Source organism: Microbacterium sp. LCT-H2, assembly GCF_001866135.1.
Classification (GTDB): Bacteria; Actinomycetota; Actinomycetes; order Actinomycetales; family Microbacteriaceae; genus Microbacterium.
In genome coordinates, this window is the sequence record NZ_MODW01000001.1 from 349049 (window position 1) to 363769 (window position 14721).

Genomic DNA, 14721 nt, shown 5'->3' on the forward strand with positions numbered 1-14721 from the left:
GAGGGGGCCGCCAGAGAGTGTCACACTGCCTCCAGTGGGGGTCATGGAGAGTGAAGTTCTACGTCTCAAGCAATATATCCCAAAAGCGCTGGCGGCCCGCTCCGTACGTCAGGCGGAGGGCGTGACGCGCACGAGCATCTTCCCCGTGTTGGCTCCGCGCATCATGTCGAGGAACGCGTCGACCGTGTTCTCGATACCGTCGACGATGGTCTCGTCGTAGGCGATCCGCCCTTCCGCGAACCAGCGGGTCATCTTCTCGCTGAACTCCGGCGACAGGTGCAGGTACGAGGCCAGCGTGAAGCCCTGGAGCCGGAGCCCGCGCGTGATGATGTTCGCCATGTTGTCGGGCCCGGGCACGCGCTCGGTGGTGTTGTAGCTCGTGATGGCGCCGCACAGCGCGATCCGGCCACCGTCGTTCATAACGTCGAGCGCGGCTTCGAGGTGGTCGCCGCCGACGTTGTCGAAGAACACGTCCACGCCCTCGGGCGCGAGGGCGGCGAGCTGCTCGCGCACCGGGCCGTCCTTGTAGTTGAACGCCGCGTCGTAGCCGTACTTCTCGGTCAGCAGGGCGACCTTCTCAGGCGAGCCCGCCGAGCCGATGACGCGGCCCGCGCCGAGGAGCTTGGCGATCTGACCGACAGCCGTGCCGACGGCACCGGCGGCGCCGGAGACGAAGACGGTGTCGCCCGGGGCGAGTCCGGCGATCGCGGTGAGACCGACGTAGGCGGTGAGGCCGGTCATGCCGAGGATGTGCAGGCGCAGCGACAGCGGCATACCCGGCACCTCCGGCACGGCCCGGAAGGTCGACGCGTCCGCCTGCACGACATCGCTCCAGCCGTGCTGGTGCAGCACGACGGTGCCGACGGGGAGGTCGTCCGCCGCAGAAGCGACGACCCGGCCGATGGCGCCACCCGCGATGACCTCGTCGAGGGCGTAGGGGGCGACGTAGCTGCGGACGTCGTTCATCCGCCCGCGCATGTAGGGGTCGACGGAGACGAACTCGTTCGCCACGCGCACCTCCCCCGGCGCCGGATCGCTCAACTCGACCTCGACGGTGCGGAAGTCGTCGTGGGTCGGCCACCCCTCGGGGCGGCGGGCGAGCTGGATCTGGGTGCTGATGGCGTGGGACATTTCTCTCCTTCGTGAGGATCTGGGGGGTGCTGCCTGACTCAGACGAGGAGGCCGATGGCGAGCGCGATGACGCCGAGCGCCGGGATGACTCCCTGCTTCAGGGCGGCGGACGCCTTGTCGGGGCTCGACAGCAGCAGCACGAGGCTCGCGGCGACCATCGATCCGGCGCCGGTGAAGACGAGGGTCGCGCCGACGGCCGTCGCTCCCGTGGCGAAGACGACGATGCCGAGGAGCACGGCGATCGCGAGGAACAGGTTGTAGAAGCCCTGGTTGAAGGCGAGCTCCCTCTGTCGTGCGGCCTCCTCCGCCGTGCCGGTGCCGAACGTGCGGCGAGCGCGCGCGCTGGTCCAGGCGAACGACTCCAGCCAGAAGATGTAGACGTGCACGAGCGCCGCGACGCCGGTGAGCACAAGTCCTGCGATGACCATGGCGGTCCCCCTTCGACGCGGCGCGGCCGCGCATTCTGTATCGGTCGTTACAATATATACTGGATCAAGCGATTCACAAAAGAGCAGGAGCAGGGCGGATGGGGCGCACACAGACCTTCGACACCGCAGAGGTGGTCCGCGCGGCACGTGGCGTGTTCTGGGCGCGCGGCTTCGAGAGCGCGCCCTTGCCGGAGCTCGAGCGCGCGACGGGCCTCAGCCGCTCCAGCATCTATCACGCTTTCGGTTCCAAGCGAGGACTCTTCGACGCCGCCGTCGAGAGCTATCTGGACGAGGTCATCCGCCCGCGCCTCGCCCCGCTGACGGGCGAGGTCGTGGCACCGGAGGCCCTGAGGACCTATCTCGGCGGACTGCGTGCGGCCCTGCTGACGACAGGCAGCCTTCCGGCAACGAGCGGCTGCCTGCTGGTCAACACCGCTGCCGCTCCCATCGGCACCGACGACGCGGTCGCCCGGGTCGTGGCTTCCTATCGCGCGGAGCTCCGTGAGGCGTTCGCCCGCGGCATCGTAGCCGCTCTCCCCGAGCTCGCGGGAACGGAGGTCGACACCCTGGCGGACGCCTGTACGGGGCTCGTGGTCTCCGCCTTCGCCCTCGTGCGCGTGGCCCCCGACGCGGCGGCGAGCGCGATCGATGCGGCGCTCGCCCTCCTCGCCGACCGGCGACGCCGCGACTGAGCGCCGCCCGAAAACGGAGAACGCCCGGGAGGAGATCCTCCCGGGCGTTCGAGGCCGACGTCAGGGGACGATGACGGCGCGTCCGCGGATGCTGTTCGACGCGAGGTCTTCATACGCCTTCGGGCCGTCGTCGAGCGTGTAGCTCTCGGTCTGGACGTGGATCTTGCCGGCGCGGGCGAGGTCCAGCACCTCGATCAGCTCGGCGCGCGAACCCCAGTAGGGGATGCGCACGGCCGCGTCGTAGGCGATCGAGCCGAAGCCGAGCGTCATGCTGCCCCCGCCGATGCCCACGATCGTGATGTCGGCCTCGAGCGCGGCCACGCTCTGCGCCAGGGCGATCGTCGGGTTCGCGCCGACGAAGTCGAACACCGCATTCGCGCCGAGACCGCCGGTGAGCTCGCGGATCTTCTCGGCCGCCGACGCGTCGCTGATCAGCACGTGATCCGCGCCGACCTCGGTGGCGAGCTTCAGCTTCTCGTCGTTCACGTCCAGCGCGATGACCGTGGCACCCGAGATGGCCTTGAGGATCTGGATGCCGACGTGGCCGAGCCCTCCGGTGCCGATCACGACCGCGACCGTGCCGGCGCCGAGCTTCGGAAGCGAGTTCTTGATCGCGTGGTACGGGGTGAGGCCCGCGTCGGTCAGCGAGACGTTCTGCACGGGGTCGAGATCCCCGAGCGGCACGAGGTGGCGCGCGTCGTCGACGATCATGTACTCGGCCATCGACCCCTGGCTGCCCAGGCCCGGAGGACGGATGCCCTCGGCGGCGGCGTTCGTGCAGTAGTTCTCCTTGCCCATCGAGCAGTTGTGGCAGCGGCCGCAGCCCCACGGCCCGTAGACGGCCACGGCATCCCCGACCTTCAGTGTCGAGTCGACGCCCTCGCCGATCTCATGCACGATGCCGGCACCTTCGTGCCCGAGCGTCAACGGCAGTGGATAGCCCTGCTCGTGGTAGTCCTTCTCGGGGAGCCCCATGACGTAGTCGTCGGAGTGGCAGACACCACCCGCGGTGATCTTAAGCAGGACCTGTCCAGGGCCGGGCTTCGGAATCGGGATGTCGACCACCACGGGGGGCTTGCCGATCTCGACGTAGCGGAGAGCTTTCATGAGCATCTTCTTCCTGGCGTCGAGAGGTCTGCCGCGCGGTGCGGAGGCGGGGGCTCTCGAAACCGTCCCCTCCAGTATCCGCCCGATTCATCGTGATGAAACCGTTGCATTCGTTACCTCGCCGTTATACAGTGATCGCACGGTGAATGTTTGCTGTGGCATCCACCGCATGTGATTGCAGGACACTCTTGGTGCAAGGGACAAGGGCCGGTCGGGAGCCTCTCCGACCGGCCCTTTACTGCGCCCGGTACTCTGTGAGGATGACCGATCGGAAGCTCGCGCTGGAGGCCTGGGAAAGCCTCTTCCGCGCGCAGCACGAACTGTTCACCGAGATGGCGGCGGACTTCGACACCGGCGACATCACGCAGGCCGAGTACGACGTGTTGCTCACGGTGACGCGCTCGCCGGAGATGACCGCCCGCCTGCGCGACATCACCGCCAACATGCTCATCAGCCAGCCGAGCGTCTCCCGTCTCGTCGACCGGATGGTGACTCGAGGGCTGGTCGCGAAGTGCGCCGACCCCGACGACGGCCGCGGCGCCCTGATCCGCGCGACGGACGAGGGCGCCCGGGCGTTCCGTGCGCTCGCCACAGTGCACGGCCGGTCGATCGCCGACCGGATGTCACGCCTCGACGACGAGGAGCTGCGTCTGCTGCGCGACCTCGCGGAGAAGCTCCGCACCCGCTGACGGCTCCCTCCCTCCACAGTCGCCGCGGTCGGTGGCGTCTCCACCGACGACGGGATCATGACGGCCGCGACGGTGGCGGGCGTCGCTTTTCTGGCAGGGTGGGTTGCGCACGCCCACATCGACCGTGGGCATATCGGACCGCCCCCTCGGGGGGAACCAGGGAGGTCATCCATGGAGATCGCCGGAATCATCGGCATCCTCACCATCGTCGGGGTCGCGGTCGTCGCCGTGATCGTCGTCCTGCTGATCCTGCTGCTGTTCGCACGCAGCTGGATCAAGGTCGCTCGCGCCGACGAAGCGCTCGTCATCTCCGGACGCAAGCAGAAGGTGCAGCGTGCCGTCATCGGCGCCGACGGCACGAGCAGCTCGGAGATGTCGGAATCGCCCGTCACGGTCATCGTGAACGGCAAGTCGCTCGTCAACCCGATCACCCAGCGCCACGAGATCATCTCCCTCCGGTCGCGGCAGGTGTCGCTCAACGCCGAAGCGCAGTCGCTCGACAACGTGACGCTCAACGTCGACGGCGTCGCGATCGTGAAGATCGGCTCCGACCCGCTGCTGGTGCGTCGGGCCGCCGAGCGCTTCGCCTCCCAGGACAAGGCCATCGAGCAGTTCACCACCGAGCAGCTCGAGGGCGCCCTGCGCGGCATCGTCGCGACGCTCTCCGTCGTGGAGCTCATGCGGGAGCGCAAGAAGTTCTCCGACCAGATCGCCGCCGACGTCTCCCAGGAGCTCGCCGAGCAGGGCCTCATCCTCGACTCCTTCCAGATCAAGGGCATCACCGACAAGGTCGGCTACATCCAGTCCCTCGGTGCCCCGGAGATCCAGGCGAAGCGCCAGGCCGCGGAGATCTCGCAGACCAACGCCGACCGCGCGATCAACCAGAAGAACATCGCGAACCAGGAGGCGAACCTCGTCGAGCAGACCGCGCTCGACACGAACACGGCCAACGCCAACGCCGGAATCGGCCGCGCCCGCGCCGAGGCGGAGCAGGCCGAGCAGCTCGCCCGCGCCCAGGCCGAGCAGGCCGTGCTCCAGCAACAGGCCGAGAACAAGCAGGCGCAGCTCGACGCCGACGTCAAGCGCGTCGCGGACGCGCAGCGGTACGAGGCGGAGACCCGCGCCCAGGCCGAGCTCTACACGCGCGAGCGCGCAGCCGAGGCGGCGGCGATCGAGCAGGTCAAGCAGGCCGAGGCGCGCACGCGCATCGCCGAGCAGCAGGCGCAGGCCGACAAGGCGCGCGCCGACGGTGAGGCGGCGGCCGCGATCGCGAAGGCCACCGGTGACGCCGACGCGCTGCGCGCCCAGGCGGAGGCGGAAGCCGAAGCCCGTCGCCTGCGCGCCAACGCCGAGGCCGAGGCGATCCGCGCCGAGGGTGAGGCCCGAGCAGCCGCGGTCGAGGCTGAGGCCAAGGCCATCGCCTCCAACCAGGACGCCTTCCTCTCGCAGCGCGTTCTGGAGGTGCTGCCCTCGATCATGTCCGAGTTCGCGAAGGGCTACGCCGCGATCGGCAGCGTCTCGATCGTCGGCGGATCCGGCGAGGACGGCGCGTCCAACGTCGTCGGTGCCGACAGCGCGAAGGCCCTGCGTTCGGTCTTCGACAGCGTGCACTCCGCGACCGGCCTCGACCTCGCCGGCATCATCCAGGGACAGGCCGTCGGCCGCGGTTTCGGAGCGGGAGTCGCCGAAGCCTCGACTCCCCCGCCCACGCCCCGCGTCTCGACGCCGACCACCCCTCCACCGCCCGCTCCCGCGGCTCCCGCCGCGGAGTAGTCGACACCTCACTGCGGATGCCGCGACCGACACGGTCGCGGCATCCGTCGTCTCCCGACCGGGCAGACTGGACGGATGACGCGCGCCGCCTTCGACCTCGCCGCCATCGGCGCCGGTCTGTCCTTCGCGGGTGCCCTCGACGAGCTCTCCGCAGCCCTCGACGCGAGCGGATCCGTGGTCGTGACCGCGCCGCCGGGCACGGGCAAGACGACTCTCGTGCCACCGCTTCTCGCCTCACGAAGCACCGGTCGCGTGATCGTCACCCAGCCGCGCCGCGTCGCCGCACGCGCCGCCGCGCGCCGCCTGGCGTACCTCGACGGCACACCGCTCGGCTCCCGGGTGGGCTTCACCGTCCGCGGCGAGCGCGCCGCCGGGCCCGACACCAGGGTCGAGTTCGTCACAGCCGGAGTCCTGCTGAGACGGATGCTCGACGACCCGGGACTCGATGGCGTCAGTGCGGTCATCATCGACGAGGTGCACGAACGGGCTCTCGAGACCGATCTCCTCATCGGCCTGCTCTCGGAGGTGCGTGAGCTGCGTGATGACCTCGTCGTCATCGCGATGTCTGCCACCCTCGACGCCGAGCGGATCGCCGCGGTCATCGACACCGAGGAGACTCCCGCGCCGATCGTCGACCACGATGTCCCGGCGTTCCCGCTCACCGAGCGTTGGGCACCGAGTCCCCTGCCCCGCCTCGACGAGCGGGGCGTCACCCGGGGATTTCTCGACCACGTCGCCGGCGTCACCGCATCCGCAGCCGCCGAGCTGGTCCATGCGGACCCCGAAGCCGACGTGCTGGTCTTCGCCCCCGGCGCCCGCGAGGTGTCGGAGATCGCCCGACGCGTCCGCTCGCTGAGCGGCGTCTTCGACGTCCGGGAACTGCACGGCCAGATCCCGCCGGCGGAGCAGGACGCCGTGATCCGCGGTCGGGCGTCGGAAGAGCCACCCCGCATCATCGTCACCACCTCCCTCGCCGAGTCGTCTCTCACGGTGCCAGGCGTGCGGCTGGTCGTGGACAGCTGTCTGGCACGGCAGCCGCAGCGCGATGCGTCCCGCGGGATGACCGGTCTGGTCACCACCGCCGCTTCCCGTTCCTCCTGTGTGCAGCGTGCCGGACGCGCGACCCGCCAGGGCCCCGGCACCGTCGTCCGCTGCGTCGACGAGCGCACGTACGCCGCGGCTCCCGCGCGTCCCTCCCCGGAGATCGCCACGGCCGACCTCACCGATGCCGCCCTCCTCCTCGCGTGCTGGGGCGCGCCGGGCGGTGCGGGCCTGCGCATGATCGAACCGCTGCGACCCGACAGTCTCGCCGAGGCTGTCGCCGTGCTCCGTGGTCTCGGGGCGATCGACGACGACGGTCGAGCGACGGCGGAAGGCCGTGCGCTGGCACGGATCCCCACGGATCCGCGGCTGGCCAGAGCGCTGCGGGACGGCGGTCCCGTGGCGGGGAGCCGGCTCGCGGCCGAGGTCGTGGCTCTTCTCGGCGGGGACCATCGCGTCCCGGATGCCGACATCGCCCACGCTCTCGTCGCGTTGCGCGGAGGGGGCACGGCCGAAGCCCGCCGCTGGCGCGAGGAGGCGCGCCGTCTGGAACGCCTGGTCGCTCCGGCGCCGGACACCCGCGCCGGTCTCGACGGCGTCGGTCTCCTCATCGCGCTGGCCTTCCCCGAGCGTGTCGCTCGCCGTGTCGAACGCACCGGATCGGGCGCGGCCTACCTGCTGGCGTCCGGCACCCGGGCCGGAGTGAGCGGTCCCCTCGCCGCGTCGGAATGGCTCGCCGTGGCCGACGTCGCCCGAGCCTCGTCCCGGGCGGCAGCCGGCTCCGGTGCGGTCATCCGCTCCGCAGCCGTACTCACCGAGGAGCAGATGGAGCGTGCATCGGGCCCTCTAATGACCGATCGTGTCGAGGCCGAGTTCGTCGGAGGTCGGGTACAGGCCCGCCGCGAACGGCGGATCGGTGCGATCCTGCGATCGTCGGTGCCGGTGCGCGCCGCGGCCGCGGAAGGCCGGGATGCCGTGGGCCGAGCACTCCGACGCGACGGCCTCGGCATGTTCACGTGGTCCGATGGGGCGGACGCCCTGCGGCGTCGACTCGCACTGCTGCGACGCGAGCTCGGCGAGCCCTGGCCCGAGGTGTCGGACGCGGGTCTGCTCGAATCCCTCGACGCGTGGCTGGCACCGGAGCTCGACGCTCTGGCGACCGGCACCCCCGTCGGCCGGCTGGACCTCACGTCCGCCCTTCGCCGTCTGCTGCCCTGGCCCGAGGCGGTGCACCTCGATGCGCTCGCCCCGGAACGGCTCAAGGTGCCCAGCGGCTCCCGCGTGCGCATCTCCTACCCGGAACCCGACGGGGATCCGACCGCACGCCCCGTCGTGGCGGTGAAGCTGCAGGAGTGCTTCGGGTGGGCGGAGACTCCCCGGTTGGTGGACGGCCGCGTCCCCGTGCTCTTCCACCTGCTGTCCCCGGCGGGGCGGCCGCTCGCCGTCACAGACGACCTCGCCTCGTTCTGGTCGGGTCCCTATGCCCAGGTACGCGCCGAGATGCGCGGCCGCTACCCCCGGCACCCCTGGCCCGAAGACCCGTGGGCCGCCGTGCCGACGAAGCACACCAAGAACCGCGCCGCCCGCTGACCCGCGCGCCCGGATCGCTGCTCAGCGTGTGCGCCGCCGCAGCGTGAGCGCGGCGAGCACCAGGGCGCCGACGGCGAAGGCCACGACGACGAGCAGCGGGCCGAACACGTCCCAGCCGTCGTCGCCCGCCGCGACCGCGTTGATCGTGTCGATCGCGTAGCTCAGCGGCAGCCAGTCGGAGATGGCATACAGCACGTCGGGCATCTGGTCCCGCGGCATGAACAGACCGCCGAGGATGATCTGCGGGAACACCAGCAACGGCATGAACTGCACCGCCTGGAACTCGGTCTGGGCGAACGCGCTCGCCAGGAGCCCCAGCGCCGTGCCGAGCAGGGCATCGACCACCGCGACGAGACCCAGCTGCCACAGCGGCCCGTCCACGTCGAGCCCGCACACCCCGACTGCGAACGAGACCGTGATCACCGCCTGCAGCAGAGCCATCAGCCCGAACGCGAGCGCGTACCCGAGGATGAAGTCGGCCTTCTCGAGCGGCGTGGTCATCAGCCGTTCGAGCGTGCCGGAACGGCGTTCGCGCAAGGTGGTGATCGACGTGATGAGGAACATCACGATGAACGGGAACAACGCCAGGATGGCACCACCGAATTGGTCGAACACGCCGTCCTGCTCGCTGAACAGCCAGGCGAAGAGACCGACGAGCAGGCTCGGGGCGATGAGCATCAGGGCGATGGACCGCGGGTCGTGTCGGAGCTGCGTGAGCACTCGGCCGGCGGTCGCGAACAACCGTCGGCCGTTCATGTCCCGTCCTCCTCCTGGCGTTCCTGGGCTTCTCGGCGTGCGCGCCTGGTGGTCGCGGTGTCGGCGGCTCTGTCGCGTTCGATCAGCGCCAGGAACGCGGCTTCGGCGTCGGTCGTGCCGGTGTCGGCGAGCAGGGACGACGGCGTGGTGTCGGCGATGATCCTCCCCTCCCGCATCAGCAGCAGTCGGTCGCAGCGCACCGCCTCGTCCATCACATGGCTCGAGACGATGAGCGTGACGCCCCGGTCGGCCAGCCGGCGGAACAGGGTCCAGAGCTCCGCGCGCAGCACGGGGTCAAGGCCGACGGTCGGCTCATCCAGCACGATGAGCTCGGGGGCGCCGATCAACGCGACCGCGAGCGATACCCGCGTCGCCTGGCCGCCGCTCAGCGCGTCGACGAGCTGCCCCGCCTGCGCGCCGAGACCGACCTCCTGGATGACCCGGTCGACGTCGCCCTTCGGCGCCTTCAGGAGCGAGGCGAAGTAAGCGAGATTCTGCCGCACGCTGAGATCGCCGTAGACCGAGGCGCCCTGCGTGCCGTACGCGACACGGTGCCGGAGCCGGCGAGACCCGCCCGGCTCGCCGAGAACGGTCACGTCACCGGACGCGATCCGCTGCACACCGACGATCGACCGCAGGAGCGTGGTCTTGCCGCACCCGGAGGGGCCGAGGAGACCCGTGATCTGGCCGCGGGGCACGGCGAGATCGATGCCGTCGAACACGGACACGGCCCCACGCCGCACGCGGAGCTGCGTGATCTCGACGGCCGCATTATTCATCATGCGATGAATTATGCGCCTCCCCTCGTCGGGCGTCAAACGATTCTCGGGCGGGCACGGCTTCGGAGCGCCGGATCGACACGCCGCCGGCGGCCCGTGCGGCTCGGCGCGGCGGCCGAGATCTCCGAAGCTGTGCCCGCCGCGGCGAGGGTCAGTCGAAGAGGTAGCGCTGGACGGTGGGGCCGACGCGGCCGACGAGCTCGTCGACGGAGGCGCCGGCGAGCGCGGGAAGCTGCAGGACGTAGCGGCCGATGAGCATGCCGGCGATCTGCGAGGCGACGAGTGCGGCGCGGAGGTCGGCGTCCTGCACATCGAGGCGGCGCGCCACGCGGGAGAGCAGTTCGCGGGAGAGGAAGCCGGCGAGCAGGGGGGTCGTCAGCCTGCTCCCGATCGCCGTGCGCAGGAGCAGCACCCCGCGGCGGCGCACGTCGGGCTTCTCGAAGGCGTCGAGCACATAGCGCACGAGCCGCGCCCCCGCCTGGGCCTTCGGCCCCGCGAGGATCTCCGGGACGTCGAGGTCGGGGCGCAGCGGTATTCCGGCGGCCTCGGCGAACAGGTCGGCCTTGGTGCCGAAGTAGTGGTGGACGAGCGCGGAGTCGACCCCAGCCCGGGCGGCGATCGACCGCACCGTCGCGCCGTCGTACCCCTGCGCCCCGAACTCGTCGACGGCCGCGGACACGATGCGCTCGCGGGAGTCGGTGCCGCCGCGCGGGCGCCCGCGTCGTCTCGGCGCCTTCTGCTCGGTCATGCCCGTCAGCCTACGGCCCCGCGGATCCTCGCTCACCGAGCAGATGCGTCGTCGCCGCTCCCGGTCCCCGTTTCAGTCCCTCGCACAGCACCTGCGCGAACGCACCTCTCCCTCCTCCGTCGAGCCACCCCTCTGCGTGCCTGCCACCCCTCTCCGTGCGCACGCAACGGGCCGGGGCGCGCGAAAGGGGGTGGGTCGGCGAGATCAGCACTCGATGACGTTCACCGCCAGACCGCCCTCGCTGGTCTCCTTGTACTTCGTCGACATGTCGAGACCCGTCTGGCGCATCGTCTCGACGACGGCATCCAGCGAGACGTAATGGCTGCCGTCGCCCCGGAGCGCCAGGCGGGCGGCGGTGACGGCGGTCGACGCGGCGATCGCGTTGCGCTCGATGCACGGGATCTGCACGAGTCCGCCGATCGGGTCGCACGTGAGGCCGAGGTGGTGCTCCATCGCGATCTCCGCGGCGTTCTCGATCTGCCGGTTCGTGCCGCCCATCACCGCGGTGAGTCCGCCAGCGGCCATCGCGCACGCGGAGCCGACCTCGGCCTGGCACCCGCCTTCGGCACCGGAGATCGAGGCGTTGGCCTTGAACAGCGACCCGAGGGCGGTGGCCGTCAGCAGGAACCTGCGTATGCCCCGGCGGCGGTTGGCCTCCGCGATCTCCGCGTCCTCGCCGTCGAGTGCGGGAGGCGACGGCGGAGCTCCGTCGAAGCCGAGCAGCGCGCTGCCGACGAGCTCGCCGTACGGCGTCACCGCGTTCCCGGCGCCGAGTCCCGAGTCGGCGAGGAAGCGCCACCAGTACATCGCCACCGCCGGGAGGATGCCCGCCGCGCCGTTGGTGGGTGCCGTCACGACGCGGCCACCCGCCGCGTTCTCCTCGTTCACCGCAAGCGCGAAAGCCCCGAGCCACTCGCCGGGGAGCTCCCGGTGCCCGTCGGCTTCGACCGCCTCGAGCTGCGCGCGGATCGTGCCCGCACGGCGCTTCACCTGCAGCATGCCCGGAAGGATGCCGTCGGCGTGCAGACCGGCGTCCACGCAGCCCGCCATGGCATCCCAGATCGCATCGAGGCCGGCGGCGACCTCCTCCTCGCTCCGCAGCGCGGTCTCGTTGCGGCGGGCGACCTCGGCGATGGACAGTCCGAGGTCGTCGCACACCGCGAGGAGCGAGGCGGCATCGGCGTAGGGATGCGGGAAGGTGCCGGTCGCGAGGTGCGCCTCCTCCCCCTCGCGCCGGATGAAACCTCCGCCGATCGAGTAGTACGTCTGCTCGAACAGGGTGGTCCCGTCGGCATCACGGGCGATGAGCGTCATGGCGTTGGGATGTCCGGGGAGTCGGGTCCGAGGAGCGAACACGATGTCGTCCTTCCGGAACGGCACCGCTCGGGCGCCGTCGATCTGCAGCGGCTCCCCCTCCGGGTACGCCGACCACGCCGCGCGGACCGCCGCCGGGTCGCACGTCTCCGGTGCGAGACCACGAAGCCCCGCGACCACCGCGTCCGGGGTGCCGTGGCCGATGCCGGTGGCGCCAAGCGAGCCGTACAGCGTGCACTCGACGCGGCTGACACGGTCGAGCTCGCCGGAGGCGGTGAGCTGCCGCGCGAAGTCGAGGGCCGCGCGCATGGGTCCGACGGTGTGCGAGCTGGACGGGCCGACGCCGATGGAGAAGAGGTCGAAGGCCGAGACGTACGCAGTCACCCCTCCAGGCTACGCCGAGTTCGGGATTCCGGTTCACCGCGATTAACCGCGCGGCCGGCAGGTCCGCGTCAAGGCCCTTCATCTCCCGGAGAGTCCGAGGCAGGCTGTGGGGACGACATCGCAGAAAGGGACGATCATGACCGACAGCACTCCCGAACCGACCGCGGACGACGACCTCTCGCCCGAGGCGCAGACCCCCACCCCGACCCCGGCCTCCGACACCGCGGAGGGCGAGGCGACGACGCCGGAGCAGGCGGACTCCCCCGAGGACGCGGACCCGGCCGAGGTGCCGAGCACCGAGGAGCTGGAGGAGCCCAGCACCGAGAAGTCCCCCGGCGAGGAGCCGAAGGCCCCGAAGCGCGACGACCCGGAGCCTGACCACGAGGCCGTCGGCCTCGGCGTCGACTGATCCCTCCCCGAGACCCCGCACTATCGCCGAGGCCCCGCCCTACAGACGTCTGCAGGGCGGGGTCTCGACGCGAAGGCGGGGTCTCGGCGGACTACTCGACGAGCTTGCCGGTCGTGTCGACGTCGCGCATGAGCTCGGCGATATCGTCGGGGATCGCGGGGATCTCCTCGCGCGTCACGCCAGCGGTCGGCGACCACACGAGGTTCACCTGCAACGTGGGATCGGTGTCCGGGAAGTCGCTGCGATTGTGGCATCCCCGTGTCTCCCGACGCTCCCGCGCCGCCTCCAGCGTGGCTCGGGCCGCGAGCGCGGAGGCCTTGAGGTCGAAAGCGTGGGCGAGGTCCTGGAATCCGGCGATGTCCGGGTGGATGCCGATGTCCTCCATCCGCCCCTCGATCATGTCGAGGTCCGCGAGTCCAGCCTTCAGGCCTTCTTCCGACCGCACCACGCCCGCGTACTCCGTCATGAGGTTGCGGATCGCGCGCTGCAGAGCCCGCACGTTCTCGCGCCCCTCCGCGGCGAGGAGGTCGTCGATCTCGGCGCGGGCGGCGGCGACCGCATCAGCGGACCGGCGCTGGGCGTCGAGCCCCGCGGCGTGGGCCATCGCGGCCTGACCGACGATCCGACCGTAGACGAGCAGCTCGATGAGGGAGTTCCCGCCGAGACGGTTCGCGCCGTGGAGTCCGCTCGATGCCTCCCCGATCGCGTACAGCCCCCCGACGTCGGTCTGGTGGTCGTCCGGCCGCACCCACACACCGCCCATCGAGTAGTGCGCGGTCGGCGCGATCTCGATCGGATCCGCCGTGATGTCGAGCATCTGCAGCTCCATCATCGTCTGATAGACGCGCGGAAGCCGGGTCATGATGGTCTCGCGGGGCAGGTGCGACACGTCGAGCCAGACGCCGCCGTTCACGGTGCCGCGCCCCTCCTGGATCTCGGTGTAGGCGGCGAGCGCGACCCGATCCCGCGTCGACAGCTCCATCCGCTCGGGGTCGTACTTCGCCATGAACCGTTCGCCGAGTGCATTGCGGAGGATGCCGCCTTCGCCGCGCGCCGCCTCCGAGATGAGGGTGCCTGCGGCGTTCTCGGGCTCGATGATGCCGGACGGATGGAACTGCACGAGCTCCGGATCGCGGAGTCGCGCCCCCGCCTCGACCGCGAGTCGGAAGGAGTCGCCGGTGTTCTCGTCGCGCCGCGACGACGTGCGACGCCAGATGCGGTTGTGCCCACCGGCGGCGAGGATCACGGCGTCCGCATGGATGAGGTAGCGCGTGCCGTCCGCCTGGTCGAACCCGTAGGCGCCGAAGACGACGTTGTCGCGCACGAGGAGGCGGGTGATGTAGACGTTGTCGAGGATGGGCACGTCGAGCTGCTCGGCACGGGCGACCAGCGTCCGCTGGATCTCGAGGCCCGTGTAATCGCCGGCGAAGGCCGTGCGCCGGTACGTGTGCGCGCCGAAGAAGCGCTGAGAGATGCGGCCGTCGCCTTCGCGGGCGAAGTCCATGCCCCAGCGCTCGAGGTCGCGGATGCCGCGTTCGGCGCCCTGGGTGACGATCTGGACGGTGTGGGGGTTGGCGAGGAGGTAGCTCTCCTTGATCGTGTCCGCCGCGTGCTGCTGCCAGCTGTCCTCGGCGTCCATCGTGCCGAGCGCCGCGTTGATACCGCCCGCCGCGAGCGACGTGTGGGCGTCCTGCCGCGGACGTTTGCCGACGGCGAGCACGTCGACGCCGTGTTCGGCCACCTCGATCGCGGCGCGGAGCCCGGAGCCTCCGGTGCCGATCACGAGGACCGTGGTGGAGATCTGTCGTTCGGGTGCATTCATGCTTTCGACGCTAGTTAGGCGATCCTAATAACTCCAATGCATAGTTCGTCTGGAAACC

At 70.7% G+C, this 14721-nt stretch carries 13 protein-coding genes; 5 read left to right on the forward strand and 8 right to left on the reverse strand.

The genetic code is table 11. The features are described 5' to 3' along the window. Positions 1 to 108: 108 nt before the first annotated feature. The gene (locus BK819_RS01660) at positions 109 to 1131 is read right to left on the reverse strand and encodes an NADP-dependent oxidoreductase (RefSeq protein ID WP_071327625.1); all 1023 of its coding nucleotides are present in this window, start codon (positions 1129 to 1131) and stop codon (positions 109 to 111) included. Between the two features lie 38 nt (positions 1132 to 1169). Then, on the reverse strand, positions 1170 to 1559 hold the full coding sequence (locus BK819_RS01665; RefSeq protein ID WP_071327626.1) for a DUF1304 domain-containing protein: 390 nt from the start codon (positions 1557 to 1559) through the stop codon (positions 1170 to 1172). 98 nt (positions 1560 to 1657) lie between these two features. Here BK819_RS01665 and BK819_RS01670 point away from each other — a divergent pair, with 98 nt between their 5' ends. Next, positions 1658 to 2251: a TetR/AcrR family transcriptional regulator gene (locus tag BK819_RS01670; protein ID WP_071327627.1), complete on the forward strand. Its 594-nt coding sequence runs from the start codon at positions 1658 to 1660 to the stop codon at positions 2249 to 2251. A 60-nt stretch (positions 2252 to 2311) separates the two neighbouring features. Here the strand turns inward: BK819_RS01670 and BK819_RS01675 are convergent, their stop codons facing one another. After that, positions 2312 to 3358 (reverse strand): NAD(P)-dependent alcohol dehydrogenase, encoded by a 1047-nt coding sequence (locus BK819_RS01675; protein WP_071328057.1) that lies wholly within the window; start codon positions 3356 to 3358, stop codon positions 2312 to 2314. Between the two features lie 260 nt (positions 3359 to 3618). On the opposite strand from BK819_RS01675, the gene BK819_RS01680 reads away from it, so the two are divergent. The 3 genes from BK819_RS01680 to hrpB all read left to right on the forward strand — a co-directional run bounded on the left by BK819_RS01680 (position 3619) and on the right by hrpB (position 8451). After that, on the forward strand, positions 3619 to 4047 hold the full coding sequence (locus BK819_RS01680) for a MarR family winged helix-turn-helix transcriptional regulator (RefSeq protein ID WP_025104537.1): 429 nt from the start codon (positions 3619 to 3621) through the stop codon (positions 4045 to 4047). A gap of 171 nt (positions 4048 to 4218) precedes the next feature. Beyond that, the gene (locus BK819_RS01685; protein WP_071327628.1) at positions 4219 to 5820 is read left to right on the forward strand and encodes an SPFH domain-containing protein; all 1602 of its coding nucleotides are present in this window, start codon (positions 4219 to 4221) and stop codon (positions 5818 to 5820) included. A 75-nt stretch (positions 5821 to 5895) separates the two neighbouring features. Next, complete coding sequence (gene hrpB / locus BK819_RS01690; protein ID WP_071327629.1) at positions 5896 to 8451, forward strand: ATP-dependent helicase HrpB; 2556 nt, start codon at positions 5896 to 5898, stop codon at positions 8449 to 8451. A 21-nt stretch (positions 8452 to 8472) separates the two neighbouring features. Here hrpB and BK819_RS01695 read toward each other — a convergent pair whose 3' ends face one another. The 4 genes from BK819_RS01695 to BK819_RS01710 all read right to left on the reverse strand — a co-directional run bounded on the left by BK819_RS01695 (position 8473) and on the right by BK819_RS01710 (position 12432). Beyond that, positions 8473 to 9207 carry an ABC transporter permease gene (locus BK819_RS01695; protein WP_071327630.1) on the reverse strand — a complete coding sequence of 245 codons (735 nt, stop codon included), beginning with the start codon at positions 9205 to 9207 and terminating at the stop codon, positions 8473 to 8475. Continuing rightward, positions 9204 to 9989 carry an ABC transporter ATP-binding protein gene (locus tag BK819_RS01700; protein WP_143049223.1) on the reverse strand — a complete coding sequence of 262 codons (786 nt, stop codon included), beginning with the start codon at positions 9987 to 9989 and terminating at the stop codon, positions 9204 to 9206. The genes BK819_RS01695 and BK819_RS01700 overlap by 4 nt, the downstream gene beginning before the upstream one ends. A 148-nt stretch (positions 9990 to 10137) precedes the next feature. Then, positions 10138 to 10734: a TetR family transcriptional regulator gene (locus tag BK819_RS01705; protein ID WP_071327631.1), complete on the reverse strand. Its 597-nt coding sequence runs from the start codon at positions 10732 to 10734 to the stop codon at positions 10138 to 10140. 204 nt (positions 10735 to 10938) lie between these two features. Beyond that, positions 10939 to 12432, reverse strand: coding sequence for an L-serine ammonia-lyase, iron-sulfur-dependent, subunit alpha (locus tag BK819_RS01710; RefSeq protein WP_071327632.1), 1494 nt, complete (start codon positions 12430 to 12432; stop codon positions 10939 to 10941). A 136-nt stretch (positions 12433 to 12568) separates the two neighbouring features. Here BK819_RS01710 and BK819_RS01715 point away from each other — a divergent pair, with 136 nt between their 5' ends. Next, positions 12569 to 12841, forward strand: a complete 273-nt coding sequence (locus tag BK819_RS01715; RefSeq protein ID WP_071327633.1) for a hypothetical protein — start codon at positions 12569 to 12571, stop codon at positions 12839 to 12841. A gap of 91 nt (positions 12842 to 12932) precedes the next feature. Here BK819_RS01715 and BK819_RS01720 read toward each other — a convergent pair whose 3' ends face one another. Then, positions 12933 to 14663: an L-aspartate oxidase gene (locus BK819_RS01720; protein ID WP_071327634.1), complete on the reverse strand. Its 1731-nt coding sequence runs from the start codon at positions 14661 to 14663 to the stop codon at positions 12933 to 12935. Between the last annotated feature and the right edge of the window lie 58 nt (positions 14664 to 14721).

Excerpts from the sequence above, each read along its gene's own strand:
- BK819_RS01660 (WP_071327625.1), bottom strand. The coding sequence starts at position 1,131 with ATGTCCCACGCCATCAGCACCCAGATCCAGCTCGCCCGCCGCCCCGAG.
- BK819_RS01665 (WP_071327626.1), bottom strand. The coding sequence starts at position 1,559 with ATGGTCATCGCAGGACTTGTGCTCACCGGCGTCGCGGCGCTCGTGCAC.
- BK819_RS01670 (WP_071327627.1), top strand. The coding sequence starts at position 1,658 with ATGGGGCGCACACAGACCTTCGACACCGCAGAGGTGGTCCGCGCGGCA.
- BK819_RS01675 (WP_071328057.1), bottom strand. The coding sequence starts at position 3,358 with ATGAAAGCTCTCCGCTACGTCGAGATCGGCAAGCCCCCCGTGGTGGTC.
- BK819_RS01680 (WP_025104537.1), top strand. The coding sequence starts at position 3,619 with ATGACCGATCGGAAGCTCGCGCTGGAGGCCTGGGAAAGCCTCTTCCGC.
- BK819_RS01685 (WP_071327628.1), top strand. The coding sequence starts at position 4,219 with ATGGAGATCGCCGGAATCATCGGCATCCTCACCATCGTCGGGGTCGCG.
- hrpB (WP_071327629.1), top strand. The coding sequence starts at position 5,896 with ATGACGCGCGCCGCCTTCGACCTCGCCGCCATCGGCGCCGGTCTGTCC.
- BK819_RS01695 (WP_071327630.1), bottom strand. The coding sequence starts at position 9,207 with ATGAACGGCCGACGGTTGTTCGCGACCGCCGGCCGAGTGCTCACGCAG.
- BK819_RS01700 (WP_143049223.1), bottom strand. The coding sequence starts at position 9,989 with ATGATGAATAATGCGGCCGTCGAGATCACGCAGCTCCGCGTGCGGCGT.
- BK819_RS01705 (WP_071327631.1), bottom strand. The coding sequence starts at position 10,734 with ATGACCGAGCAGAAGGCGCCGAGACGACGCGGGCGCCCGCGCGGCGGC.
- BK819_RS01715 (WP_071327633.1), top strand. The coding sequence starts at position 12,569 with ATGACCGACAGCACTCCCGAACCGACCGCGGACGACGACCTCTCGCCC.
- BK819_RS01720 (WP_071327634.1), bottom strand. The coding sequence starts at position 14,663 with ATGAATGCACCCGAACGACAGATCTCCACCACGGTCCTCGTGATCGGC.